General features: G+C 47.1%; 40 protein-coding genes. 39 read left to right on the top strand and 1 reads right to left on the bottom strand.

Annotation, left to right across the window (positions count from 1 at the left end):
- From tuf to rpsI, 39 genes are all read left to right on the top strand, one after another.
- Positions 1-128, top strand: a 128-nt coding sequence (tuf, locus tag GX019_10415; GenBank protein HHT37574.1) for an elongation factor Tu, incomplete at its 5' end; no start/stop codon positions are given.
- A 150-nt stretch (positions 129-278) separates the two neighbouring features.
- Positions 279-593 carry a 30S ribosomal protein S10 gene (rpsJ, locus tag GX019_10420; protein HHT37575.1) on the top strand — a complete coding sequence of 105 codons (315 nt, stop codon included), beginning with the start codon at positions 279-281 and terminating at the stop codon, positions 591-593.
- 33 nt (positions 594-626) lie between these two features.
- Positions 627-1,262 (top strand): 50S ribosomal protein L3, encoded by a 636-nt coding sequence (gene rplC / locus GX019_10425; protein ID HHT37576.1) that lies wholly within the window; start codon positions 627-629, stop codon positions 1,260-1,262.
- A 32-nt stretch (positions 1,263-1,294) separates the two neighbouring features.
- Positions 1,295-1,918, top strand: a complete 624-nt coding sequence (rplD, locus tag GX019_10430) for a 50S ribosomal protein L4 (GenBank protein ID HHT37577.1) — start codon at positions 1,295-1,297, stop codon at positions 1,916-1,918.
- Positions 1,918-2,202, top strand: coding sequence for a 50S ribosomal protein L23 (gene rplW, locus GX019_10435; GenBank protein HHT37578.1), 285 nt, complete (start codon positions 1,918-1,920; stop codon positions 2,200-2,202). Before rplD ends, rplW begins: the two co-directional genes overlap by 1 nt.
- Before the next feature lie 14 nt (positions 2,203-2,216).
- Positions 2,217-3,041 (top strand): 50S ribosomal protein L2, encoded by an 825-nt coding sequence (gene rplB, locus GX019_10440; GenBank protein ID HHT37579.1) that lies wholly within the window; start codon positions 2,217-2,219, stop codon positions 3,039-3,041.
- 27 nt (positions 3,042-3,068) lie between these two features.
- Positions 3,069-3,347, top strand: coding sequence for a 30S ribosomal protein S19 (gene rpsS, locus GX019_10445; GenBank protein HHT37580.1), 279 nt, complete (start codon positions 3,069-3,071; stop codon positions 3,345-3,347).
- A 29-nt stretch (positions 3,348-3,376) separates the two neighbouring features.
- Complete coding sequence (rplV, locus tag GX019_10450) at positions 3,377-3,718, top strand: 50S ribosomal protein L22 (GenBank protein ID HHT37581.1); 342 nt, start codon at positions 3,377-3,379, stop codon at positions 3,716-3,718.
- A 4-nt stretch (positions 3,719-3,722) separates the two neighbouring features.
- On the top strand, positions 3,723-4,388 hold the full coding sequence (gene rpsC / locus GX019_10455) for a 30S ribosomal protein S3 (GenBank protein ID HHT37582.1): 666 nt from the start codon (positions 3,723-3,725) through the stop codon (positions 4,386-4,388).
- Position 4,389: 1 nt separating this feature from the next.
- The gene (gene rplP, locus GX019_10460; GenBank protein ID HHT37583.1) at positions 4,390-4,824 is read left to right on the top strand and encodes a 50S ribosomal protein L16; all 435 of its coding nucleotides are present in this window, start codon (positions 4,390-4,392) and stop codon (positions 4,822-4,824) included.
- Positions 4,814-5,017 carry a 50S ribosomal protein L29 gene (gene rpmC / locus GX019_10465; GenBank protein ID HHT37584.1) on the top strand — a complete coding sequence of 68 codons (204 nt, stop codon included), beginning with the start codon at positions 4,814-4,816 and terminating at the stop codon, positions 5,015-5,017. The genes rplP and rpmC overlap by 11 nt, the downstream gene beginning before the upstream one ends.
- Positions 5,018-5,046: 29 nt before the next feature.
- Positions 5,047-5,310: a 30S ribosomal protein S17 gene (gene rpsQ / locus GX019_10470; GenBank protein ID HHT37585.1), complete on the top strand. Its 264-nt coding sequence runs from the start codon at positions 5,047-5,049 to the stop codon at positions 5,308-5,310.
- A gap of 36 nt (positions 5,311-5,346) precedes the next feature.
- Positions 5,347-5,715 carry a 50S ribosomal protein L14 gene (gene rplN, locus GX019_10475; protein HHT37586.1) on the top strand — a complete coding sequence of 123 codons (369 nt, stop codon included), beginning with the start codon at positions 5,347-5,349 and terminating at the stop codon, positions 5,713-5,715.
- Between the two features lie 20 nt (positions 5,716-5,735).
- Positions 5,736-6,056, top strand: coding sequence for a 50S ribosomal protein L24 (locus GX019_10480; protein HHT37587.1), 321 nt, complete (start codon positions 5,736-5,738; stop codon positions 6,054-6,056).
- 31 nt (positions 6,057-6,087) lie between these two features.
- On the top strand, positions 6,088-6,627 hold the full coding sequence (gene rplE, locus GX019_10485) for a 50S ribosomal protein L5 (protein HHT37588.1): 540 nt from the start codon (positions 6,088-6,090) through the stop codon (positions 6,625-6,627).
- A 13-nt stretch (positions 6,628-6,640) separates the two neighbouring features.
- Positions 6,641-6,826, top strand: coding sequence for a type Z 30S ribosomal protein S14 (locus tag GX019_10490; GenBank protein ID HHT37589.1), 186 nt, complete (start codon positions 6,641-6,643; stop codon positions 6,824-6,826).
- A 35-nt stretch (positions 6,827-6,861) separates the two neighbouring features.
- Positions 6,862-7,260 carry a 30S ribosomal protein S8 gene (rpsH, locus tag GX019_10495; GenBank protein ID HHT37590.1) on the top strand — a complete coding sequence of 133 codons (399 nt, stop codon included), beginning with the start codon at positions 6,862-6,864 and terminating at the stop codon, positions 7,258-7,260.
- A 12-nt stretch (positions 7,261-7,272) separates the two neighbouring features.
- Positions 7,273-7,812 (top strand): 50S ribosomal protein L6, encoded by a 540-nt coding sequence (gene rplF, locus GX019_10500; GenBank protein HHT37591.1) that lies wholly within the window; start codon positions 7,273-7,275, stop codon positions 7,810-7,812.
- Between the two features lie 25 nt (positions 7,813-7,837).
- Positions 7,838-8,203 carry a 50S ribosomal protein L18 gene (locus GX019_10505; GenBank protein HHT37592.1) on the top strand — a complete coding sequence of 122 codons (366 nt, stop codon included), beginning with the start codon at positions 7,838-7,840 and terminating at the stop codon, positions 8,201-8,203.
- Between the two features lie 21 nt (positions 8,204-8,224).
- Positions 8,225-8,728, top strand: a complete 504-nt coding sequence (rpsE, locus tag GX019_10510; GenBank protein HHT37593.1) for a 30S ribosomal protein S5 — start codon at positions 8,225-8,227, stop codon at positions 8,726-8,728.
- A 12-nt stretch (positions 8,729-8,740) separates the two neighbouring features.
- Positions 8,741-8,923, top strand: a complete 183-nt coding sequence (gene rpmD, locus GX019_10515) for a 50S ribosomal protein L30 (GenBank protein ID HHT37594.1) — start codon at positions 8,741-8,743, stop codon at positions 8,921-8,923.
- A gap of 17 nt (positions 8,924-8,940) precedes the next feature.
- Positions 8,941-9,381: a 50S ribosomal protein L15 gene (gene rplO / locus GX019_10520; GenBank protein ID HHT37595.1), complete on the top strand. Its 441-nt coding sequence runs from the start codon at positions 8,941-8,943 to the stop codon at positions 9,379-9,381.
- Positions 9,382-10,641 carry a preprotein translocase subunit SecY gene (gene secY / locus GX019_10525; protein HHT37596.1) on the top strand — a complete coding sequence of 420 codons (1,260 nt, stop codon included), beginning with the start codon at positions 9,382-9,384 and terminating at the stop codon, positions 10,639-10,641. It abuts the gene before it with no gap.
- Between the two features lie 16 nt (positions 10,642-10,657).
- A complete protein-coding gene (locus tag GX019_10530; GenBank protein ID HHT37597.1) occupies positions 10,658-11,335 on the top strand; it encodes an adenylate kinase in 678 nt (225 codons plus the stop codon).
- Positions 11,332-12,078: a type I methionyl aminopeptidase gene (gene map / locus GX019_10535; protein HHT37598.1), complete on the top strand. Its 747-nt coding sequence runs from the start codon at positions 11,332-11,334 to the stop codon at positions 12,076-12,078. The genes GX019_10530 and map overlap by 4 nt, the downstream gene beginning before the upstream one ends.
- Positions 12,079-12,088: 10 nt before the next feature.
- Complete coding sequence (locus tag GX019_10540) at positions 12,089-12,391, top strand: RNA-binding protein (protein HHT37599.1); 303 nt, start codon at positions 12,089-12,091, stop codon at positions 12,389-12,391.
- Complete coding sequence (infA, locus tag GX019_10545; GenBank protein HHT37600.1) at positions 12,384-12,602, top strand: translation initiation factor IF-1; 219 nt, start codon at positions 12,384-12,386, stop codon at positions 12,600-12,602. Before GX019_10540 ends, infA begins: the two co-directional genes overlap by 8 nt.
- A 20-nt stretch (positions 12,603-12,622) precedes the next feature.
- Positions 12,623-12,736 (top strand): 50S ribosomal protein L36, encoded by a 114-nt coding sequence (rpmJ, locus tag GX019_10550; protein HHT37601.1) that lies wholly within the window; start codon positions 12,623-12,625, stop codon positions 12,734-12,736.
- 23 nt (positions 12,737-12,759) lie between these two features.
- Positions 12,760-13,125 carry a 30S ribosomal protein S13 gene (rpsM, locus tag GX019_10555; protein HHT37602.1) on the top strand — a complete coding sequence of 122 codons (366 nt, stop codon included), beginning with the start codon at positions 12,760-12,762 and terminating at the stop codon, positions 13,123-13,125.
- Between the two features lie 19 nt (positions 13,126-13,144).
- Entirely contained in the window at positions 13,145-13,540 is a 396-nt protein-coding gene (gene rpsK / locus GX019_10560; GenBank protein ID HHT37603.1) for a 30S ribosomal protein S11, read from the top strand.
- 25 nt (positions 13,541-13,565) lie between these two features.
- Positions 13,566-14,189: a 30S ribosomal protein S4 gene (rpsD, locus tag GX019_10565; GenBank protein ID HHT37604.1), complete on the top strand. Its 624-nt coding sequence runs from the start codon at positions 13,566-13,568 to the stop codon at positions 14,187-14,189.
- Between the two features lie 111 nt (positions 14,190-14,300).
- A complete protein-coding gene (locus GX019_10570) occupies positions 14,301-15,242 on the top strand; it encodes a DNA-directed RNA polymerase subunit alpha (GenBank protein ID HHT37605.1) in 942 nt (313 codons plus the stop codon).
- Positions 15,243-15,257: 15 nt separating this feature from the next.
- The gene (gene rplQ / locus GX019_10575; GenBank protein HHT37606.1) at positions 15,258-15,596 is read left to right on the top strand and encodes a 50S ribosomal protein L17; all 339 of its coding nucleotides are present in this window, start codon (positions 15,258-15,260) and stop codon (positions 15,594-15,596) included.
- Between the two features lie 107 nt (positions 15,597-15,703).
- Positions 15,704-16,549 (top strand): energy-coupling factor transporter ATPase, encoded by an 846-nt coding sequence (locus tag GX019_10580; protein HHT37607.1) that lies wholly within the window; start codon positions 15,704-15,706, stop codon positions 16,547-16,549.
- The gene (locus GX019_10585; protein HHT37608.1) at positions 16,534-17,385 is read left to right on the top strand and encodes an energy-coupling factor transporter ATPase; all 852 of its coding nucleotides are present in this window, start codon (positions 16,534-16,536) and stop codon (positions 17,383-17,385) included. The genes GX019_10580 and GX019_10585 overlap by 16 nt, the downstream gene beginning before the upstream one ends.
- A 7-nt stretch (positions 17,386-17,392) precedes the next feature.
- Positions 17,393-18,184 (top strand): energy-coupling factor transporter transmembrane protein EcfT, encoded by a 792-nt coding sequence (locus GX019_10590; GenBank protein HHT37609.1) that lies wholly within the window; start codon positions 17,393-17,395, stop codon positions 18,182-18,184.
- Between the two features lie 12 nt (positions 18,185-18,196).
- A complete protein-coding gene (gene truA, locus GX019_10595; protein HHT37610.1) occupies positions 18,197-18,943 on the top strand; it encodes a tRNA pseudouridine(38-40) synthase TruA in 747 nt (248 codons plus the stop codon).
- Between the two features lie 149 nt (positions 18,944-19,092).
- Positions 19,093-19,512, top strand: a complete 420-nt coding sequence (gene rplM, locus GX019_10600) for a 50S ribosomal protein L13 (GenBank protein ID HHT37611.1) — start codon at positions 19,093-19,095, stop codon at positions 19,510-19,512.
- A gap of 16 nt (positions 19,513-19,528) precedes the next feature.
- Positions 19,529-19,933: a 30S ribosomal protein S9 gene (gene rpsI / locus GX019_10605; GenBank protein ID HHT37612.1), complete on the top strand. Its 405-nt coding sequence runs from the start codon at positions 19,529-19,531 to the stop codon at positions 19,931-19,933.
- A 14-nt stretch (positions 19,934-19,947) separates the two neighbouring features.
- Here rpsI and GX019_10610 read toward each other — a convergent pair whose 3' ends face one another.
- On the bottom strand, positions 19,948-22,185 hold the full coding sequence (locus GX019_10610) for a PBP1A family penicillin-binding protein (GenBank protein HHT37613.1): 2,238 nt from the start codon (positions 22,183-22,185) through the stop codon (positions 19,948-19,950).
- Positions 22,186-22,215: the final 30 nt, after the last annotated feature.

Consider the following 22,215-nt stretch of genomic DNA (forward strand, 5'->3'; position numbering starts at 1 on the left):
CTGGTGACAACACTAGACTCAGCTGCGAACTGATCACTCCGATTGCGATGGAGGAAGGTCTGCGCTTTGCTATCCGCGAAGGCGGCCGCACCGTAGGCGCTGGAGTTGTTACCAAGATTTTGAAGTAAGACTTTAGAGGTGACCCGGTCGCCGGGTCACTCTTTCACTGTTAATACTAGCGATGATGTAGAAGGTTGCCAAACCAGGGCCTGCTCCCGAAGTTTGGGGAATTTCTACAGAGCAAGTCCGCGAATCGGACGAAAGGGAGGAAATTGTTGATGGCAAAGCAAAAAGTAAGAATTCGTTTAAAAGCATTTGATCATAAAATCCTTGATAATTCTGCTCAAAAAATCGTTGATACAGCAAGACGGACTGGGGCAGTTGTTTCCGGGCCAATCCCCTTACCAACAGAGAGAAATGTATTTACCGTTTTGCGTTCGGTCCATATTCATAAGGATTCACGGGAACAATTTGAAATGCGTACTCACAAGCGTTTAATTGACATTTTGGAACCAAACCCCAAAACGGTGGATGCGTTGATGCGCTTAGATTTACCTGCTGGAGTCGATATTGAGATCAAACTGCAAAATTAAGCCTAGCAGAGGCATATTTTAGGGGGTGTAACAATGGCCAAAGGAATTTTAGGTAAGAAATTAGGTATGACTCAAATTTTTGATGAACAAGGTACGCTGATTCCTGTAACCGTTATCGAAGCTGGGCCCTGTACAGTAGTACAGAAGAAAACTGCTGAAAAAGATGGTTATGAGGCCGTGCAGCTCGGATTCGGCGAAAAACGGGAACGCTTATTCAATAAACCGCTTAAAGGACATTTCGATAAAGCCGGCGTTAAACCGAGGCGGTATCTGAAGGAATTCCGTTTGGACCAAGCAGATGAGCTTTCATCTCTCAACGTTGGGGATGAAGTTAAAGTAGATATATTCACAGAAGGCGAAAAAGTCGACATTACCGGCATTACCAAAGGTAAAGGATACCAAGGTCCGATTAAGCGCCATGGATTCGCCAGAGGACCGATGTCCCACGGTTCAAAGTACCACCGCGGTATTGGTTCGTTAAACTCTGTCGATCCGGCAAGAGTGTTTAAAGGCAGAAAGATGGCAGGTAGAATGGGCGGTGTTAAGCGCACTGTTCAAAACTTGGAAATCGTTAAAGTTGATTCCGAAAGAAACTTATTGTTGGTGCGTGGGGCTGTACCCGGTGTTAAGGGCAGCTTAGTCACAGTTCGGAGTACAGTAAAACAGTAGTGTAAAGTATTGCAAGAGAGGAGGCTGCAATTATGCCGAAAGTGGCCCTATACAATATGGAAGGCAAGCAAATTGGCGACATCGAACTGAATGAAGCTATTTTTGGAGCCAAGATTAATGATGCGCTCATGCATCAAGTAGTTTTAAATCAACTAGCCAACCGCAGACAGGGAACCGCAGCCACAAAAACTCGTTCGTTTGTTAGAGGAGGCGGCCGCAAACCCTGGCGTCAGAAAGGAACAGGGCGGGCACGCGTTGGAAGTATCCGTTCGCCTTTATGGGTAGGTGGTGGTGTGACCTTCGGTCCTGCACCGCGCGATTTTTCCTACCGGATACCGAAAAAAGCCCGCAGACAGGCGTTAAAATCAGCTCTGTCAGCTAAGGTCAGAGACGGAGAAGTAATCGTATTAGATCAATTGACTCTCGATCAGCCCAAAACCAAGCTGATGGTGAATGTCTTAAATGCACTTAATGCTGGTAAAAAACCCTTGATCGTGATTGGTGATTGGGATACAAATATTGAACTTGCAACCCGCAATATTCCTAAAGCTCTGTTACTTAAAAGCAGCGGTTTAAACGTTTATGATGTACTCAATCATGGTTGTGTGATCTTTACTAAAGATGCTTTAACAAAACTTGAGGAGGTGCTTGCATAATGGACGCTCGCGATGTCATTATCCGGCCAGTAATTACTGAGAAAAGCACCGACCTACTTTCGCAAAACAAGTACACTTTTATTGTGCATTTAAAAGCCAATAAAACTCAGATTAAGCAAGCAGTTGAAGAAATCTTCGACGTGAAAGTCACTAAGGTTAATACTGTGCGTGTTCGGGGTAAATTACGGCGACAAGGTACAAGTGTAGGTAGAACTTCTGATTACAAGAAAGCTGTCGTAACTTTAGCCGACGGCCACAGCATTGAAGTTTTTGAAGGACTATAAGGAGGGACGGAATCATGGCAGTAAAAAAATATAAGCCGACCACTCCAGGCCGCCGTGGGATGACAGTCTCAACATTTGAAGAGATTACTAAGACTAAACCTGAAAAGTCTTTAACCGCACCGCTGAATAATTCTGGTGGGCGCAACAACAAAGGCCGCATCACCATGAGACACAGAGGCGGTGGACACAAACGGAAGTACCGCATTATCGACTTTAAGCGGAACAAAGATGGAGTACCGGCCAAGGTAGCATCAATCGAATACGATCCGAACCGTTCGGCTCGCATTGCTCTGCTCCACTATCTCGATGGCGAAAAACGCTACATCTTAGCACCGGTTGGACTTCAGGTTGGCCAAATGGTAGAGTCCGGTCCTGATGCAGACATCAAGGTCGGAAATGCACTCCCGCTGGCTAACATTCCCGCAGGTACTGTTGTTCACAATGTTGAGCTGCAGCCGGGCAAAGGCGGACAGATGGTGCGCTCAGCCGGAGCATCCGCTCAGATTATGGCGAAAGAAGGCAGCTATGTTACACTGCGACTGCCATCTGGTGAGTTTAGAATGGTGCATCAGAACTGCCGCGCTACTATCGGTCAGGTTGGCAATGTTGAGCATGAAAACATCGTGATTGGTAAAGCTGGTAGAAGTCGTTATTTAAATAGACGTCCGCATGTTCGCGGTGTAGTAATGAACCCGGTAGATCACCCACATGGTGGTGGTGAGGGTAAATCACCAATCGGCAGACCAAGTCCGGTCACACCTTGGGGTAAACCAACACTGGGAACCAAGACTCGCAAGAAGAAAGCAAGCGATCGGATGATCGTCAGACGTCGGAAATAACGTTGTTCTCCATGAGGGGGTGTAATGATGGGTAGATCGTTAAAAAAAGGACCCTTTGCTGATGAGCACTTGCTCGCGAAGGTGCGCAAGATGAATGAAGCAGGCGAGAAGAAAGTAATCAGAACCTGGTCTCGTCGTTCCACAATTTTTCCTGAAATGGTAGGTCATACTATTGCAGTTCATGATGGCAGAAGACATGTGCCAATATATATTACCGAGGAAATGGTGGGTCACAAATTAGGAGAGTTTGCTCCCACCCGGACATTTCGCGGACACGCAGGAAGCGAAAGGTCATCGGGCAGATAGGATAGATGGGGGGATAGACAATGGAAACTATGCCAAGTGCAAAAGCAAGCGTGCGCTATATCCGCATGTCACCTCGGAAAGTGCGGCAGGTTGTTGATTTAATTCGCAACAAAGATGTCGGTGAAGCTTTAGCTATTCTCCAGCTGACACCGAGAGCTGCATCCTCTGTAGTGGAAAAACTGCTGCTGAGCGCGATTGCTAACGCTGAGAATAACTACGATATGGATCCGGATTTACTATATGTAGCTGAATGTTACGTAGATCAAGGCCCAACCTTAAAACGGTTCCGGCCGCGGGCGCGGGGTATGGCAGATCGGATTCTGAAACGCACCAGCCATATCACCGTAGTATTGAAGGAAAAGGAGGAGTAGATGCGTGGGTCAAAAAGTACACCCGATTGGGTTTAGGCTAGGAGTCATCAAGGACTGGAACAGCAGATGGTATGCAAACAAGCGCAATTATGCCGATTTGCTGCACGAAGACCTGGAAATCCGCAAGCTGATTAAAGAGCGCTTTTATACTGCCGGTATTTCCAAGGTTGAGATCGAAAGAGCAGCCAATCGCTGTAAAGTAACCATCCATACCGGCCGCCCGGGTATGGTTATCGGTAAAGGCGGCGCAGAAGTAGATAAACTGCGCAAGGATTTAGAGAAATTAGGCGGCAAGCAGTATCAAATTAACATTGTTGAAGTAAAGACTCCCGAAACAGACGCCCAGTTAGTGGCTGAAAATATCGCTTTCCAATTAGAAAAGCGGATTTCTTTCCGCAGAGCTATGCGTCAAGCACAGCAGCGCGCACTGAGATTAGGCGCTAAAGGTATCAAAGTAGCGGTTTCCGGACGCTTAGGCGGAGCAGAAATTGCGAGAACAGAGTGGAACCCGGAAGGCAACGTGCCTCTCCACACTCTCAGAGCAGATATCGATTACGGATTCGCAGAAGCAGCAACTACTTTCGGGCAGATCGGAGTCAAGGTATGGATCTATAAAGGAGAAGTATTGCCTGAGAGAAAAGGTAACAAACAGGCTGAAGGGAGCGAATAGGATGCTAATACCAAGACGTGTAAAGCATCGCCGTGTCCATCGGGGTAGGATGACCGGTAAAGCCAGTCGCGGAGCAAAGATTGATTTCGGCGAATTTGGTTTACAGGCATTGGAGCCTGGCTGGATAACCAATGCACAAATAGAAGCAGCTCGTGTAGCAATGACTCGTTCAATCAGACGTGGTGGAAAAGTCTGGATTAGAATTTTCCCTGATAAACCTGTTACCAGAAAACCTGCAGAAACTCGGATGGGTTCCGGTAAAGGTTCACCGGAGCAGTGGGTAGCAGTAGTTAAACCCGGCAGAATCATGTTCGAGCTTGCAGGCGTGAGTGAGGAAGTTGCTCGTGAAGCTATGAGATTAGCCGCTCATAAACTGCCAATTAAAACTAAGTTTGTGAGCAGAACTGTGGCGGGTGGTGATGCACGTGAAGGCTAAGGAATTAAGAGAATTATCGGCTGAGGAATTAGATAAAAAGCTTGCTGAATTAAAGGAAGAACTCTTTAACCTTCGGTTCCAGCTGGCCACCGGTCAGTTAGAGAATCCAATGCGCGTGAGAGCTGTCAGGAAGGATATCGCACGCGTTAAGACAGTGATGACAGAGAGAGTTCGCCAGATTAAGCGAGCTTAGCCTTAGAGATAAGGAATGGAGGAGCACGCATGGCAGAAACTGTGAGAAACAGGCGCAGAACTCGTGTGGGTTTAGTCGTCAGTGATAAAATGGATAAAACTGTTGTCGTGGCTGTCAGAAGGGACGTCAGACATCCTTTGTACGGCCGCACCGTAAGAAGAACTCAAAAATTTAAAGCTCATGATGAAAATAATCAATGTCAAGTAGGCGACCGAGTACGGATTATGGAAACTCGCCCTTTAAGTAAAGATAAACGCTGGCGAGTCGTGGAAATCGTCGAAAAGGCTCGCTAATAACCCTAGAACTTTTGCAGGGAAGGAGGGGCTATCATGATCCAAAAAGAATCGCGATTAAAGGTTGCAGACAATACAGGTGCTAAAGAAATACTGTGCATTAGTGTTCTCGGTGGTACTGGCCGGCGTTACGCCAGTGTAGGTGATGTAATCACTGCCACCGTTAAACAAGCCAGCCCGGGCGGTATGGTTAAGAAGGGCGATATCGTTCAGGCAGTTATTGTTCGTACCAAAAAGGAAATTCGGCGTCGTGATGGTTCGCATATTCGTTTTGATGAAAATGCAGCAGTAATTTTAAGTGATCAAACTAATCCAAGAGGCACCCGGATCTTTGGTCCGGTAGCTAGAGAGTTACGGGAAAAGAACTTTATGAAGATCGTATCTCTAGCCCCTGAGGTACTGTAGTTTAGAAAGGAGGATGAGCGATGGCAAAAGTCCATGTTAAAAGCGGTGATCAAGTAGAAGTGCTTACCGGCGCAGATCGCGGTAAACGAGGCCGGATTCTACAAGTTTATCCTAAAACCGGTAAAGTGATAGTTGAAGGTATCAATTTGCAGAAGAAACATACTCGTCCTACTCAATCTAATCCTCAGGGTGGAATTGTTGAGCGTCCTGGTCCAATTGATGCATCAAATGTACAATTGGTATGCCAAAGCTGCCGTAAGGCTACACGTCCAATCAGAGAACGTGATGAGCAGAATAATTTGACTCGCAAGTGCCGGCACTGCGGCAAGGCAATAGATTAGGTTGAGGTTATTCGGAAAGGGGGAGTAGTTGATGGCACGACTGAAAGAATATTATCGCAGTGAAGTGGTGCCTGCCCTCAAAGAGCGGTTTAATTACGCTAATGTGATGCAGGTTCCTAAAATCGATAAAGTCGTTGTTAATATTGGTGTAGGAGAAGCTGTTGCTGAACCAAAAGCTTTAGAAGCTGCAGTTCGGGATCTGGAAACAATCACCGGACAAAAAGCGATCATTACCAGAGCTAAAAAATCGATTGCTGCATTTAAGATTCGTGACGGTATGGCAATCGGCTGTAAAGTTACACTGCGCGGCGATCGGATGTATGAATTCTTAGACAGACTAATCAATGTAGCACTACCGCGTATTCGCGATTTTCGGGGCGTATCACCCCAATCTTTTGACGGACGCGGAAACTACAGCTTAGGGCTTAGAGAACAGCTGATTTTCCCAGAGATTGAGTATGACAAAGTTGATAAAATCCGCGGTTTACAAGTAACTATTGGAACTACCGCTGAAACTGATGAGGAAGCGTATGAGCTGTTAAAGCTGATGGGTGTCCCGTTCAGAGCATGAAAGGAGAGATATCGTGGCTAAAAAGTCCATGATCATTAGAGCCCAGAGACGTCCGAAGTTCTCTACTCGCCAGGTAAACCGCTGCCGACGCTGCGGACGTCCCAGGAGTTATATGCGGCGCTTTCAACTGTGCCGTGTCTGCTTCCGGCAATTAGCCCATGAAGGCGAAATTCCCGGTGTTAAAAAAGCTAGTTGGTAATCAGTGTTCACCTGAGGTTGAAAGGAGGTTCCCGTATGGTTTTAACTGATCCAATCGCGGATATGCTCACTCGAATCAGAAACGCGAATTCAGTGAAACATGAATCCGTAGATATACCTGCTTCCAAAATGAAAAGCGAGGTTGCCAGGATTCTGAAAGAAGAGGGTTATATTCGGGACTATAAAGTTATTGAAGACAATAAACAGGGGATCCTGCGGATTTATTTGAAGTACGGCCCCAATGATGAAAGAGTTATCACTGGCATTAAGCGCATCAGCAAACCTGGACTGCGCGTTTACGCCAAGAAAGATGAAATCCCGCGTGTACTCGGCGGTTTAGGAATAGCAATTCTTTCTACTTCTCACGGAATTATGACAGATAAATCAGCCCGTAAAGGTAATATTGGCGGAGAAGTTATCTGCTACGTATGGTAAGGGGGGAAAAAGATGTCACGCATCGGAAAATTACCCGTGGAGATTCCTGCAGGTGTTGAAGTATCCTTATCTGGCACAACACTTACAGTCAAAGGTCCTAAGGGACAGCTTGTCAGGGAATTCCATCCTGAAATTAACATCGAAGTTGCAGACGGAGCTATCACTGTTACCAGACCTTCAGATAAAAAAGAACACCGTTCCCTTCATGGTCTTACCCGTACATTGATCGCCAATATGGTTGAGGGTGTTACCAAAGGATACCAACGGAATCTAGAAATCGTGGGTGTTGGTTACAGAGCAGCTATGCAGGGTAAAAAACTTGTCTTGACAGTCGGTTATTCCCATCCGGTGGAGTTTATACCTGAGGATGGTCTAGAAATAGAAGTTCCGGCACCAACTAAGATCCAAGTTAAAGGAATCGATAAGGAAAAAGTTGGCCAGCTCGCGGCAAACATTCGCAAAGTTCGTCCGCCTGAGCCGTACCTCGGCAAAGGAATTCGTTATGAAGGCGAACGGATTATTCGCAAAGCCGGTAAAGCTGGTAGAGCTTAATTAGTTTTAGAGGTGGTGAGTTTTTGTGGCTAAGTTGAGTAAGCAGGAAGCACGCAAACGCCGTCACATGCGGGTGCGCAATAAAGTTTACGGTACGCCCGAGAAGCCGCGTTTAAGTGTTTATCGCAGTTTAAATCATATGTACGCTCAAATTATTGATGATACCGCAGGCAAAACTCTTGCAGCAGCCTCAAGCATTGAACCGGAACTGAGAAACAAGCTGTCAAGCACAAAGAATAAGGAAGCTGCTAAAGAAGTCGGACTGCTCATCGCTAAAAGAGCAAAAGAAAAAGGTATTACTCAAGTTGTATATGATCGCGGGGGCAACCTCTATCACGGTAGAGTTGCTGCGCTTGCAGAAGGCGCACGCGAAGGCGGATTAGAATTTTAGTCGGATAGGGGGGAAATTAGTTTGGCAAATCGAATTGATCCTACAGGATTAGAACTCGAGGAACGATTAGTATCCATCAATAGAGTAGCGAAGACCGTAAAAGGTGGTCGTTCAATCTCGTTTAGCGCATTGGTTGTAGTAGGAGATGGCAACGGTAAAGTCGGTGCCGGTCTTGGGAAAGCGAAAGAAGTAGCGGATGCTATTCGCAAGGCGGTAGATGATGCCAAGAAGAATTTAATCGAAGTGCCAATCGTGGGTACAACAATACCTCACGGGGTAACAGAGAGATTCAGTGGAGCCCAAGTCATGCTGAAGCCGGCTTCAGAAGGTACGGGAGTAATTGCCGGTGGACCGGTTCGCGCCGTACTCGAATTAGCAGGTGTCAGAGATATCTTGACTAAATCACTTGGTTCGCCGAACCCGATCAACGTAGTTCGCGCAACAATGAAAGGGTTGCAATCTCTGAAGACCGTTGAGGAAGTTGCCCGTCTCCGGGGACTTGATCCATCTGAAATCTTAGGTTAGGAGGCGGTTGTGATGGCTAAGTTAAAGATTACATGGAAGAAAAGTGCAATCGGTTATGCAAAGGATCAAAAAGATACAATTGCTGCCCTAGGATTGCGGAAACTTAATCAAACAGTAATCAAAGAAGACAATCCCTGCATTCGCGGAATGGTTTTCAAAGTAAAACATTTAGTCGAAGTTGAGGAAGTCAATTAGGGCAAGGAGGTGTAGGTGTGCGGATCCATGAATTAAAACCAGCACCCGGCAGCAAACACAGTCCGAAGCGTGTTGGAAGAGGAATCGGCTCTGGCTTAGGCAAAACTGCCGGAAAAGGTCATAAAGGTCAAAGAGCACGCTCAGGAGGAGGCAAGGGTCCTCATTTCGAAGGTGGTCAAACACCGCTGCAGAGACGCTTACCGAAGCGCGGCTTCACAAATATCTTTGCGAAGGTATATGCGGAGGTCAATCTTGAGGATCTTAACCGTTTTGCTCCGGATACAGTCGTAACTCCTGAGCTATTGAAGGAAACCGGTATTGTAAAGAAATTAAATGATGGAATAAAGATCCTTGGCAACGGAGAGTTAAAACATGCTTTGACAGTTAAAGCACATAAGTTTTCAAAATCGGCTGCTGCCAAGATAGAAGAGGCTGGCGGTAAGGTAGAGGTGATCTAATTGCTGGAAGCTTTGAGAAATGCATGGCGAATTCCTGATTTAAGGCGAAAGATTCTTTATACTGCTGTGCTTTTGGCAGTAGCTCGAATTGGTGCTTATGTTCCAGTGCCCGGCGTTGACGCAGTAGGATTAGCAGAACAGCTGGGCTTGGACAGCGGTAACATTTTTGGGCTCTTAGATCTATTTTCCGGCGGAGCGCTGGGAAGATTTACTCTCTTTTCTATGGGAGTAGGTCCTTACATTACCTCATCGATTATCATCCAGCTGCTGGCTCTGGTAATTCCACAGCTGGAACAGATGGTTAAAGAGGACCAAAAAGCTTCTGCCAGATTAACTCGCTATGGAACAGTAGTGCTGGCGTTCATCCAGGGCTTTGCCACTACGATTATGGCTAAGAACTGGGGCGTCATCGAGAATCCGAGTTTCTTCAACCTGCTGTTGATTATCCTCAGTTTGGTTGCCGGAACCAGCTTCTTGATGTGGTTAGGCGAAATGATTTCGGAAAAGGGAATCGGCAATGGAATTTCAATGCTGATCTTTATCGGTATTGTAGCTGAGATTCCCTCTAATGTCCGCAATGTTTATCTTGCCCTGCAGGCAGATGCAATCAGTATCATCGGTGTAATTGTCTACTTGGCAGTATCCGTTGCCTTAATTGCAGCAATTGTACTTGTACAGGAAGGACAGCGCCGGATTCCGGTGCAGTATGCTAAGCGGGTAGTTGGCCGCAAGATGTACGGAGGACAATCAACTCATATTCCGCTCAGAGTAAACCAAGCAGGTGTCATTCCAGTTATTTTTGCGTCATCAATTCTTACTTTTCCACTGACGCTGGCACAGTTTATACCGGCGGTTAACGTAATCAACCGCTGGATAGGTTACGGCACCATTGGGTATAATCTGCTATATGTTGTTATGATTGTCTTTTTTACCTATTTCTACACAGCGGTGACCTTCAATCCGCAGGAAGTAGCAGACAATATGAAAAAAAATGGTGGATTTGTGCCTGGGCTGCGTCCGGGACGTCCAACAGCTGAATATATGGAACGCGTTCTGACTCGCATTACCCTGCCAGGTGCTATTTTCTTGGCTGTAATTGCGGTAATGCCGTTTGTAATTTCGGCAGTAACTCGTATTCCACAGCAGATTTTAAGCTTGGGAGGAACCGGCTTAATTATTATGGTAGGTGTGGCACTGGATACTATGAAACAAATTGAGTCACATCTGCTTCTGAGACATTACGAAGGTTTTCTTAATTAGTTAGGGGGAAGGGGCATTGCGATTAGTATTACTCGGTTTACCGGGCGCAGGCAAAGGGACCCAAGGTGAACAACTAGCCGAGAAATATAGCATTCCCCATATTTCAACAGGTAGTCTAATTCGATCAGTAATTAATTCTGGTTTGAAACTTGGTGAGATTGTAAATGCCTATATTTCTAAGGGGAATTTAATACCAGATAACTTAATGATGGAAATGCTCCGGCAGAGAATTCTAGCAGATGATTGTCGTAATGGATGGATTCTAGATGGTTTTCCTCGGACAGTTAAGCAAGCAATGCACCTCGATGAAACTTTAAAACAGGAATCTCTACAGCTCGATCGAGCATTTGACATTCGGATTTCTGCACAGGAAGCGGTGCTGCGAATCACGAAGCGTCGGGTTTGCCGCAGCTGCGGTCAGATTTACAGTTTGGAGCAGAGCCCTGAAAAAGTATCCGGGGTCTGCGACCGCTGCGGTGGCCCACTTTATCAGCGACCCGATGACAATGTTGAAGTTGCGCAGCATCGTCTTCTCGTTTACATGGAACAAACACATCCTGTTGTGCATTACTATGCTCAGTCAGGCAGGTTAACCAGCATCAATGGAGAACAGGATATCCACGCAGTTTTTCGAGATCTAAGCGCTGCCGTTGCTGCGTTGTTTGATAAAAACAAAGCAGGTGATCAACTGTGATTGTTTTGAAGTCAGAGCACGAACTGGCGGCAATGCGCAGAGCAGGTCAGGTGGTTGCGCAGGCTCATCAGCTTGTGAAGGAAAATCTGCGGCCGGGCATTACTACAAAAATGCTCGATCAGATAGTGGAAGAGTTTATTCTGTCCCAAAATGCGGTTCCAGCTTTCAAAGGATACAACGGCTATCCTGCGACAATTTGCGCATCTGTTAATGAAGTTGTAGTGCATGGGATACCAAATGATCTCCCGTTAGAAGAAGGTTGGATTCTCAGTGTCGACATCGGTGCTTTTGTCGATGGTTTTTGCGGGGATTCAGCTTGGACTTATCCGATTGGGGAAATAGATGCCGAAGCGCAGAGACTGCTTACGGTTACGGAAGAGTCTTTGTACAAAGGCATCGAGCAAGCAGTGATTGGCAATCGCCTATCCGACATCTCCCATCAGATCCAAACTGTTGTTGAAAGCAATGGGTTCTCGGTTGTGCGCGATTTTGTCGGGCACGGAATAGGACGCAAAATGCATGAGTCACCCCAGATTCCCAACTTTGGTGAACCCGGACGCGGTCCTAGGTTAAAAGCGGGAATGACGCTGGCAATCGAACCGATGGTCAATATGGGGAGTTATCATGTGCGCATTTTACCGGATAACTGGACAACAGTAACGGTGGATGGAGGCTGGTCTGCTCATTTTGAGCACACCATTGCTATAACGGCTGATGGTCCGGAAATTCTTACCAAATTGTAGGAGGGATAATGTGGGGTTGGAGATTGGCCAATTAGTTTCTTCGAAAGCGGGACGTGATGCTGGAAGAAGATACTTGGTACTTGCCAAACTGAATGACAAGCATGTGCTGGTCGCTGATGGTGTAACCCGAAAAGTTATCCAACCAAAGAAGAAGAATATCCGACATTTGGTGGCACATCGTCAAATAGCCACTGAAGTAGCACAGGCGTTACAGCAAGAACAAAAGCTCACCAATCAGCAGCTGAGGTTAGCAATAAAATCTCTTACTGAGTCAGCGGAGGAGCGAGAGGAGGTTTCGTCTGGTAATGGCTAAAGATGATGTGATCGAAGTTGAAGGCACAGTAGTGGAACCACTGCCGAACGCGATGTTTCGTGTAGAATTAGAAAATGGTCATAAGGTTTTGGCTCATATCTCCGGCAAGATGAGGATGCATTTTATCAGAATTCTGCCGGGTGACAAAGTAACAGTAGAGCTTTCCCCTTATGATTTAACTCGAGGTAGAATCGTTTATCGAAAAAAATAGACGGCTAAAGGGGGATACAAATGAAGGTCAGACCTTCTGTAAAGCCGATGTGTGAAAAGTGCAAAGTAATTCGCCGCCGGGGTAAAGTGATGGTTATCTGCGAAAACCCACGGCATAAACAGAAACAAGGATAGATTTCCAAGGAGGTGCTTAGCTAGTGGCAAGAATTGCTGGGGTAGATCTGCCTCGTGAGAAACGGGTGGAAATCGGTTTAACTTATATTTTTGGCATTGGACGTTCCACCTCTCAAAAGATCCTCACAATCTGCGGTATTGACCCGGATACACGTGTTGGTGATTTAACAGAGGAAGAAGAAATCAAGCTGCGCGAAGTCATTGAGAACCAATTCCTGGTTGAAGGTGACCTGCGGCGTGAAATAAACATGAACATCAAGAGACTGCGCGACATTGGCTGCTATCGCGGTTTGCGTCACCGCAGAGGCCTGCCAGTTCGCGGCCAAAGAACAAAAACTAACGCCCGGACTCGCAAGGGACCGAAGCGTGTAGCTGGTAAGAGACGCTAGAGAAAGGAGGAACTAGTTAATGGCAAGAACCCGCAGAGGGCAACGTCCCAGAAGGCGTGAGCGGAAGAATATTCAAAGCGGTATTGCTCATATCCGTTCTACTTTTAATAATACAATTGTCAGTATCAGTGATGAACAGGGTAATGTAATTTCCTGGGCAAGCGCAGGAAATATGGGTTTTAAAGGGTCGCGCAAAGGTACACCTTTTGCTGCTGGTATGGCTGCTGAAACTGCTGCCAAAACCGCTATGGAGCATGGTTTGCGCGAGGTAAAAGTATATGTTAAAGGACCTGGAGCTGGAAGAGAAGCAGCAATAAGGTCTTTACAAAGTGCAGGCATAGATGTTAATGTTATTAAAGATGTTACTCCGATTCCTCACAATGGTTGCAGACCACCGAAACGGAGAAGAGTATAATTATGGTCAGCGGAGGTGAAAGTGAATGAGATATACAGGACCAGTTTGTCGCCTGTGCAGACGGGAAGGTGTTAAACTTTACCTGAAAGGTGACAAGTGCTATACAGATAAATGTCCAGTTCAGCGCCGGGCATACCCGCCGGGACAGCACGGACAATCCCGCAAAAAGTTATCTGAGTACGGACTGCAGTTGAGAATGAAGCAGAGACTGCGCCGGATTTACGGTGTTTCTGAGCGTCAGTTAGAGAACTATTATGATGACGCAGCCCGCAAACGCGGTATTACCGGTGAAATTCTGCTCCAAACTCTGGAAATGCGTTTAGATAACGTGCTCTATCGCTTTGGTGTCGGTGCATCTAGACCGCAAGCAAGACAATTGGTTATGCACGGACATGTGACTGTTAACGGTAAGAAAGTTGATATCCCATCATATCAAGTTAAAGTTGGAGACGTTATTGCAGTAAAAGAGTCTTCACGCAATCTTGATGTGGTTAAAGCTAATGCTGAAGCTGCATCCGGACGAGCTCTGCCTGATTGGCTGGAGTTTGATCTGGAGAAATTAGAGGGAAGCATTAAAGCTGTTCCTGCACGGGAGCAAATCGACATTCCTGTTGAAGAGCATCTCATTGTTGAGTTCTACTCCAGATAGGAATACTATCACTTTAACCCTCAAAAGGTTCGAGTCCTTAGCTGCAGATGTCGTTTTATGGGGCTCTGTAGCTTGACAAACGTGCAATCGAGAAGGAGGGTGTTTTTGGTAATGATCGAGATTGAAAAACCAAAAGTCGAGCAGATTGAATTAACGGAGGACTATGGCCGTTTTGTGATAGAGCCTCTGGAAAGAGGTTATGGCATTACGCTTGGTAACAGCTTGCGTCGAGTTCTGCTTTCTTCGCTGCCTGGCACAGCGGTGACTTCAGTGAAGATTGACGGTGTGCTCCATGAGTTTTCCACCATCCCAGGGGTGGTCGAAGATACAGTAGATATCGTCCTGAATCTGAAGAAACTGCTCGTAAAGCTGTACACTGATGAGCCTGTTGTGGTTAGAATTGAGGCTAATGGAGCAGGCCCTGTGTACGCGCGGGATATTATTGCCGATGCAAGTGTGGAGATCCTGAATCCCGATCTGTATATTGCAACTTTACAGGAGGATGGGAGCCTCAATATGGAAATTACCGTTGCCAAAGGAAGAGGCTATGTTCCGGCCGAACGAAACAAGCTTCCTGAGCATCCTATAGGTATTATTCCTGTCGATTCTATTTTTACTCCTGTAAGCAAGGTCAACTTCCAGATCGATAATACACGGGTTGGTCAGGTTACAGACTACGACAAGTTAACTATCGACATCTGGACCGACAAAACAATTGCACCGGATGAGGCGCTGGGCCTGGCATCCAAGATTCTCATCGAGCATCTTAAATTGTTTACCAATCTCACTGATACCAGCGATGAAGTTGAGATCATGGTCGAGAAAGAGGAAGAAGCGATTGATCGCTTGCTGGAAATGACCATCGAAGAGCTGGATCTTTCAGTACGTTCCTATAACTGCCTCAAACGGGCTGGCATTAACACACTTGAAGAGTTAACCAGAAAAACAGAAGAAGACATGATGAAAGTCCGTAACTTAGGCAAGAAATCCCTCGCAGAGGTCAAAGAAAAGCTCGCCGCTTTAGGACTCTCGTTACGGGAATCTGAAGAATAAGGTAGGTGAACGAATGTGAAACTGAAAAAACTAGGCCGCACTTCCAGCCATAGACGGGCCTTACTGCGCAGCTTAGTAACACAATTAGTGCTTCATGGGCGTATAGAAACAACAGAAGCAAAAGCAAAAGCTGTCAAGCCCTTAGCTGATAAAATGGTTACCTTAGGTAAACGTGGAGATTTGCATGCTCGGCGACAGGCAGCTGCTTTCCTTATACAGCCAGAGGCCGTAAAGAAATTATTTGACGATATCGCTCCTAAGTACGAGGATCGCAGTGGTGGATACACGCGCATTATGAAAACAGCTCCACGCCGCGGTGATGCAGCTCCGATGGCTATTATAGAGTGGGTTTAGCCACCCATTGTACTTGTGGGCAGAAATTCGAGGATAGTTGCAGGTCGCAGAGGTAGTTACCTCTGCGTTCTCTGTTATTTATAGGTTTGCAATGTGGAGTGATTACCATGGCAGAAGCTTTAATTAAATTTACTGATGTCAGCTTTTCTTACGGTGCAGATTCGGCGCAGGAATTAGAAGCGTTAGCGGGAATTAATTTAGAAATCGCAGCCGGAGAGTTTGTAGCAGTGCTGGGCCACAACGGCTCGGGTAAATCCACCCTCGCCAAGCATATCAACGCCCTACTTGTGCCAACAAGCGGGAGTGTAGTGGTAGGCGGGATCGATACCAAGGATGCAGATCGGGTTTGGGAAATACGGCAGACTGCAGGAATGGTATTTCAGAATCCAGACAACCAGCTGGTCGCTACGACGGTTGAAGAAGATGTGGCTTTTGGACCGGAAAACCTTGGTATTCCTACTCCTGAGATTCACCATCGAGTTGATGAAGCTCTGGAACTGGTTGGGATGAGTGAGTTTCGTCTGCGTTCTCCGCACCAGCTTTCTGGAGGGCAGAAGCAGCGCGTTGCTATCGCGGGCATGATTGCCATGCGGCCCCGCTGTATTGTGCTGGACGAGCCGACTGCGATGCTGGATCCAATGGGTAGACAGGAAGTCATGGATACGATCTTGAAACTAAACCGCCAAGAGAACATCACCATTGTTCTCATTACCCACGCAATGGAAGAAGCAATCCTTGCTGATCGAATCATAGTTATGGAAGCAGGAAGAGTGGTCTTGTCCGGGGTTCCTAGAGAAGTCTTTTCTCAAGTCGAAACTCTAACTCAACTGCGTCTGGATGTCCCTCAGGTTACTGCCCTGGCTAATCGCTTGCGCAAACGGGGATATACGCAGATTCCAAATAATATCTTGACCATTGAAGAGATGGTGAATGTGTTATGCCAATTAGAGTAGAAGGATTATCATATATCTATAACGCCGGTCAGCCCATGGAGAAGCTGGCTCTCAATGATGTCTCCCTGACGGTTGAGGATGGCGAGTTTATTGGTTTGATTGGGCATACCGGCTCGGGGAAATCTACCTTGGTACAGCATTTCAATGGTCTGTTAAAACCTACCAAAGGCCGGATTTACCTTGATGGTATCGATATCCACAGCAAAGGGATAACTCTCCGTTCGGTGAGACAGCAAGTTGGCATGGTTTTCCAGTATCCCGAGTATCAGCTCTTTGGAGAAACTGTGTTTGAAGATATCGCTTTTGGACCAAAAAACATGGGCGTTTCCGATCAGGAACTGGATGAGCGAGTTGATTGGGCTTTGGATTTAGTCGGCTTAGACAGCAGCTTCAAAGAGCGTTCGCCGTTTGAGCTTTCAGGAGGACAGAAGCGGAAAGTGGCCATCGCCGGCGTATTGGCGATGCGGCCGCGGATTCTGATTCTGGACGAACCTACCGCCGGTCTGGATCCAAAAGGCAGGGATGAGATATTATCGCTGGTTTCCCGCCTGCATCAGCAGGAAAAAACCACGATTATTTTGGTCAGCCACAGTATGGAAGATATTGCCCGCTTGGCAAGCCGGCTGATTGTAATGGCTAATGGTGAAATTGTACTGGAAGGCCCACCAGAAGTTGTCTTTAAAGAGGCTGATTATCTGGAGAAGATCGGTTTAGGGGTTCCCCAGATGAAAAAGCTGCTGCAGGCTCTGCAGGCACAGGGATTAGACGTGCATCCGGATCATTATACAATCGAGGCCGCTGAAGGCGAAATTGTGAGATTATTGGAGACGAAATAAGATGGCAATGATGAGAAATATTACAATCGGACAGTATATTCCAGGTGAATCCCTCATCCACCGCTTAGATCCCCGCACCAAGATTATTGCAACATTTTTGTTTATCGCGCTGTTATTTTTGGTGGATACTTTTATTGGCTATGCATGTGGTGCTGTTCTAATCCTGCTGTCAGTCATTCTGTCAAGAATCCCGATTAAGTTTATCCTCCGGGGGATCAAGCCTTTGGCAGTAATTATTGTTTTGACTTTGTCGCTCCATTTCTTTATGACCGATGGTCGAGTTATCTTTCAGCTCGGCTTCATCAAGGTTACCGAAGAAGGAGTGGTGCGCGGTTTAATGATGGGCTCCCGGTTGGTGCTGTTGGTAATCGGCACTTCAATCCTCACTCTCACCACTTCGCCAATTCTGCTGACAGATGGGATTGAGAGCCTGCTGAAACCGTTTAAGGTCATTGGGGTTCCGGCACATGAATTGGCAATGATGATGACCATTGCCCTGCGCTTTATTCCTACCTTAGTTGAAGAAACGGAGAAAATCATGAAAGCGCAGATGGCCAGGGGAGCGGATTTTGAATCTGGCAATATTTTCCAAAGGGCTAAGAGCTTAATTCCGATTCTGATTCCTCTATTTATCAATGCGTTTCGCCGGGCAGATGATTTGGCAACTGCCATGGAAGCAAGAGGATACCGCGGCGGAGAAGGCAGAACCAAATTCCGGGTCTTAAAGTTTACTCACCAAGATGGCTTTACTCTGCTATTTGTCACTGCGTTTGTTGTTTTAGTCAGCATCTATTTTTAGGATGAAGGCAGAATGGCTAATTATAAGTTGGTAATCGAGTATGATGGGACAAACTATAATGGTTTTCAAATTCAACCGAACGGCATAACTGTTCAGGGTCTTTTGGAAGAAGCCTTGAGTAGAATTGCTAAGACTGAAGTTAAGATTATCGCAGCCGGGCGCACTGATGCCGGTGTGCATGCCTTTAATCAAGTTGTTAATTTTAATGCTAATTTGACGGTGCCGGTAGAAAGAATGGCCGTAGCGCTGAACAGTCTGCTGCCGAAGGACATTCGGGTTAGAGGATGCGAAATAGTCCCTGACAGCTTTCATGCCCGCTATGATGCAGTGGAGAAAACCTACTTATACCGCATCCGCCACGGCCAAATCGAATCTGCATTTGAGCATAAGTACTGTTGGTGGCTGAAGCGAGAACTTGACTGGGATTTGATCGAACAAGCGGGTTTGCTGCTTGTAGGTACCCATGATTTTGCCGGCTTTGCTGCCAGCGGATCAGGTGTAAAAACTACCGTGCGTACCATCAGCAATTATTCACTTACTAAAGCAGTTAATGGCGGAGACATCCGTTTTACCGCCGATGGATTTTTGTACAATATGGTGCGCAATATGGTGGGAACCTTAGTGGAAATTGGTCTCGGCAAACGCCCAGTGGAAGATATACCGCGGATTTTATGTTCCCGGGATCGAACTCAAGCGGGAGTTACAGCACCGGCGCAGGGGTTGTTTTTGGAAAGCATTATTTATCCTGATCTTACTTGACATGTTGTTCGTTTTTCTGTAAAATGATATGTGGTGATTTTTAGGTAACCTCCTGATTGGATTGTTGTCCAGCCCCGTACAACTGTTCCAATGAGGTGAGTATACAGTTACGCATAAGCTTGCAAGGGGGGAAGATCGTGAAAACATACATGGCAAACAAAGAAAATATCGAAAGAAAATGGTATGTTATCGACGCTACAGATAAAACTTTAGGCCGTCTGGCAACACAAATCGCAACAATTTTGCGCGGCAAGCATAAACCAATTTACACTCCGCATGTTGATACAGGCGACCATGTTATTGTAATTAACGCTGAAAAAGTTAGATTAACCGGAAATAAACTTCAGGATAAAAAGTACTACCGCCACAGCGGATATCCTGGTGGACTGAGAGTAAGAACTGCTGGGCAGATTCTCAGCAGCGGACGTCCAGAGCAAGTGCTCAAGCTCGCTGTTAAAGGTATGTTGCCTCATAATCGGTTAGGCAGAAAGATGTTCAAGAAGTTGAAGGTTTACGCTGGTAATGAGCATCCTCACAGTGCTCAGAAGCCTGAGAAACTAGACATATAAGAGAGGGGGCTAAAAAGTGAGTGCAGTAGCAAATACGGAAACATATTATGGTACCGGCAGAAGAAAAAAATCTGTTGCTCGTGTGCGTCTCTTACCAGGAAACGGTAAGGTGATTATCAACGGGCGTGATATAGAAGACTACTTTGGCAGAGCAGTACTCCGCACTATCTTAATGCAGCCACTAGTATTAACCAATACTGACGGTAAATACGATGTGATTGCTAACGTTCACGGCGGCGGCACAACAGGACAAGCAGGCGCTATCCGCCACGGCATTGCCAGAGCACTGCTGCAGGCTGATCCTGAACTGAGAGCTCCGCTCAAGAAAGCTGGATATCTCACTCGCGATCCGCGGATGAAGGAAAGAAAGAAATACGGTTTGAAAAAAGCGCGGAAAGCACCTCAATTCTCCAAGCGTTAATTTTCAGATCAAAATTACCCCGGAATATTCCGGGGTTTTTTTATTGCTTCGGCTTCAGCTTCTGGCAGAGGCTGAAGCGGCTCTTGAGGTTGAACTGGCGGCGGTTCCGGCTCCTGCTGAGGCGGCATTGGCGGAACTTCTGGCACCTCCTCCGGTTCTGTGGGCAGGATGGGTTCTTCCGGCGCAGGCTGCTCAGGCTGCACCGGAGGTTGCTGGGGAGCTTCCGGCTCCACTGGCACCTGCGGTTCCTCTGGTGTGGGTTCTATTGGTTCTTCCGGCACCTCTGGTTCTGGCTGTTCCTGCTCCGGCTCGGGAGTTTCAGGCAATTCAGGAATAGGCAGCTGCCGCTCCTGCCTGGGAGTCCAATCGATGGCGCAGGGAGCGCGCTCGGTGGGAACGGTTCCTTCAATGAAGGCATCAAGTTCGGTCCATTCACACCGCTCCGTAGCTAAGAGTCCTGTAAACACATCAATCATTACATCTGTCACAATCAGCGAAGGCACGGGAAAATCGCGGGCTGGCTTATCTTCCAAAGCCCGGTTGATAAACTCAGCCCAGATTGGTCCGGCAATCGATCCTCCGTAGCCTTCAATGGGTGAGTTATCATCGTTGCCCATAAACACACCCACTGCAATGTCGGGAGTAAAGCCCACAAACCACAAATCCCGCTGATTATTAGTAGTACCTGACTTCCCTGCTGATGGACGCTCGATCGGAACCACGGACCCGGTTCCATAGTCCATAACCGCCTGGAGCATATCACTGACAAGATAAGCCTGCTGCGGCGATAAAACTTGCTTTTTGTCAGGTCGGTAATCATACAGCACGGTTCCTTCTTGGTCCACGATCCTGACAATTGGGTTGGGAGCAAAGTATGCCCCCCCGTTAGCGAAGGGGACAAAAGCTGCAGTCATTTCCAGGGGAGTGACCCCATTGGTTAGTCCTCCTAGCGCCAAGGCAAGGTTGCGGTCTTCTTGAGGCAGCTCGATCCCCACTTCCTTGGCAAATTTGAAAACGGCGGAAATGCCGATCTCATTTAGAGTCCAGACGGCTGCGTTATTCAGGGACATGGCAATCGCGTGTTTCATGGTTACCGGACCCCAATAGGCTTCTCCATGATTATCGGGCTTGTAGCCGCTGTACTCTCGGGGGATGTCTTCGACAATCGAGTTTACCTGCCAGCCTTCTTTAATGGCTGCGGCATAGATGATCGGTTTAAACACCGACCCAGGCTGACGCCGGGCGTTTACCGCGCGGTTAAACTGGCTTTCTTGATAACTGCGGCCGCCCACCAAGGCTAAAACAGTGCCATCCTGGGGGTCTAGCGCGACCAGGGCGCCTTGATGCTCTTGTTCGCTGAAGATCTCTTCTGCAATTTTCTGCATCTCTAAATCAAGGGATGTATGTACTCTAAGTCCACTGCTGAATACAGCGGTTTCGCCAAACTGCTCCATCAGGATTTGGCTTACCCAATCCAGAAAGTAGCGGGCGGTGCCGCCGGTAAGCTCTGCTAGTTTAACCGGTGTGAATTTGGCTCGTTCTGCTTCGTCCGGCTCTAAATATCCCACAGCCACCATTCGGTCAAGGACAATACTGCGCCGATTCAACGCCCTTTCCATGTGCTTATAGGGCGAGTAAGAGGAGGGAGCCTGCAGCAGACCGGCCAGGAGACTGCTTTCGCCTAAATTCAGCTCCGATACTGATTTATCAAAATAAGTGCGGGCAGCGCTTTCTACTCCGTAGCCTCCTTCGCCGAAGTAGGAAGAGTTAAGATAAAGCTCTAAAATCTGATCTTTAGAATAGCGAGCTTCCAAAAGCACTGCTAAAGCCAGCTCCTCAAGCTTGCGAGCTAGGGTCTTCCGCGGATGCAGGAAGAGGTTCTTGGCCACCTGCTGGGTAATTGTACTACCTCCCTGTACGGTATCGCCTGCTCGGAGATTAGCAAAGACAGCCCTGATGATTCCAATCACATCAACCCCAGCGTGCTGGTAAAACCGGCTGTCTTCCACAGCTACTACGGCGTTGGCCAGGTCTTTCGGCACCTCATCAATGGTAACATAGCGTCCGTTTTCGCCCAGTGTGCCAATTAGTTTTCCTTCTCGATCAAAGATGGACGCAGTCTGCAGCGGTGCTCCGATATCAAAGTCCTTTAGGGTGAAGTAACCTTTAACAAAGACAACTACCAGCGGCAGCAGCATCAAAAGAATTAGAGCCAGAATTGTATAGCGATAGCGTTTGATCCATGTCAGCATTCCCGCATTCACCTCATTGTTAGTATCTGC

The sequence above is a fragment of the Bacillota bacterium genome (assembly GCA_012837335.1).
GTDB lineage: Bacteria > Bacillota > Limnochordia > Darwinibacteriales > DTU012 > DTU012.

Bases quoted from the DNA above. Each gene is read 5' to 3' on its own strand.
- rpsJ (HHT37575.1), top strand. From the start codon at position 279: ATGGCAAAGCAAAAAGTAAGAATTCGTTTAAAAGCATTTGATCATAAA.
- rplC (HHT37576.1), top strand. From the start codon at position 627: ATGGCCAAAGGAATTTTAGGTAAGAAATTAGGTATGACTCAAATTTTT.
- rplD (HHT37577.1), top strand. From the start codon at position 1,295: ATGCCGAAAGTGGCCCTATACAATATGGAAGGCAAGCAAATTGGCGAC.
- rplW (HHT37578.1), top strand. From the start codon at position 1,918: ATGGACGCTCGCGATGTCATTATCCGGCCAGTAATTACTGAGAAAAGC.
- rplB (HHT37579.1), top strand. From the start codon at position 2,217: ATGGCAGTAAAAAAATATAAGCCGACCACTCCAGGCCGCCGTGGGATG.
- rpsS (HHT37580.1), top strand. From the start codon at position 3,069: ATGGGTAGATCGTTAAAAAAAGGACCCTTTGCTGATGAGCACTTGCTC.
- rplV (HHT37581.1), top strand. From the start codon at position 3,377: ATGCCAAGTGCAAAAGCAAGCGTGCGCTATATCCGCATGTCACCTCGG.
- rplP (HHT37583.1), top strand. From the start codon at position 4,390: ATGCTAATACCAAGACGTGTAAAGCATCGCCGTGTCCATCGGGGTAGG.
- rpsQ (HHT37585.1), top strand. From the start codon at position 5,047: ATGGCAGAAACTGTGAGAAACAGGCGCAGAACTCGTGTGGGTTTAGTC.
- rplN (HHT37586.1), top strand. From the start codon at position 5,347: ATGATCCAAAAAGAATCGCGATTAAAGGTTGCAGACAATACAGGTGCT.
- GX019_10480 (HHT37587.1), top strand. From the start codon at position 5,736: ATGGCAAAAGTCCATGTTAAAAGCGGTGATCAAGTAGAAGTGCTTACC.
- rplE (HHT37588.1), top strand. From the start codon at position 6,088: ATGGCACGACTGAAAGAATATTATCGCAGTGAAGTGGTGCCTGCCCTC.
- rpsH (HHT37590.1), top strand. From the start codon at position 6,862: ATGGTTTTAACTGATCCAATCGCGGATATGCTCACTCGAATCAGAAAC.
- rplF (HHT37591.1), top strand. From the start codon at position 7,273: ATGTCACGCATCGGAAAATTACCCGTGGAGATTCCTGCAGGTGTTGAA.
- rpmD (HHT37594.1), top strand. From the start codon at position 8,741: ATGGCTAAGTTAAAGATTACATGGAAGAAAAGTGCAATCGGTTATGCA.
- infA (HHT37600.1), top strand. From the start codon at position 12,384: ATGGCTAAAGATGATGTGATCGAAGTTGAAGGCACAGTAGTGGAACCA.
- rpmJ (HHT37601.1), top strand. From the start codon at position 12,623: ATGAAGGTCAGACCTTCTGTAAAGCCGATGTGTGAAAAGTGCAAAGTA.
- rpsK (HHT37603.1), top strand. From the start codon at position 13,145: ATGGCAAGAACCCGCAGAGGGCAACGTCCCAGAAGGCGTGAGCGGAAG.
- rpsD (HHT37604.1), top strand. From the start codon at position 13,566: ATGAGATATACAGGACCAGTTTGTCGCCTGTGCAGACGGGAAGGTGTT.
- GX019_10570 (HHT37605.1), top strand. From the start codon at position 14,301: ATGATCGAGATTGAAAAACCAAAAGTCGAGCAGATTGAATTAACGGAG.
- GX019_10580 (HHT37607.1), top strand. From the start codon at position 15,704: ATGGCAGAAGCTTTAATTAAATTTACTGATGTCAGCTTTTCTTACGGT.
- GX019_10585 (HHT37608.1), top strand. From the start codon at position 16,534: ATGCCAATTAGAGTAGAAGGATTATCATATATCTATAACGCCGGTCAG.
- GX019_10590 (HHT37609.1), top strand. From the start codon at position 17,393: ATGATGAGAAATATTACAATCGGACAGTATATTCCAGGTGAATCCCTC.
- truA (HHT37610.1), top strand. From the start codon at position 18,197: ATGGCTAATTATAAGTTGGTAATCGAGTATGATGGGACAAACTATAAT.
- rplM (HHT37611.1), top strand. From the start codon at position 19,093: ATGGCAAACAAAGAAAATATCGAAAGAAAATGGTATGTTATCGACGCT.
- GX019_10610 (HHT37613.1), bottom strand. From the start codon at position 22,185: ATGCTGACATGGATCAAACGCTATCGCTATACAATTCTGGCTCTAATT.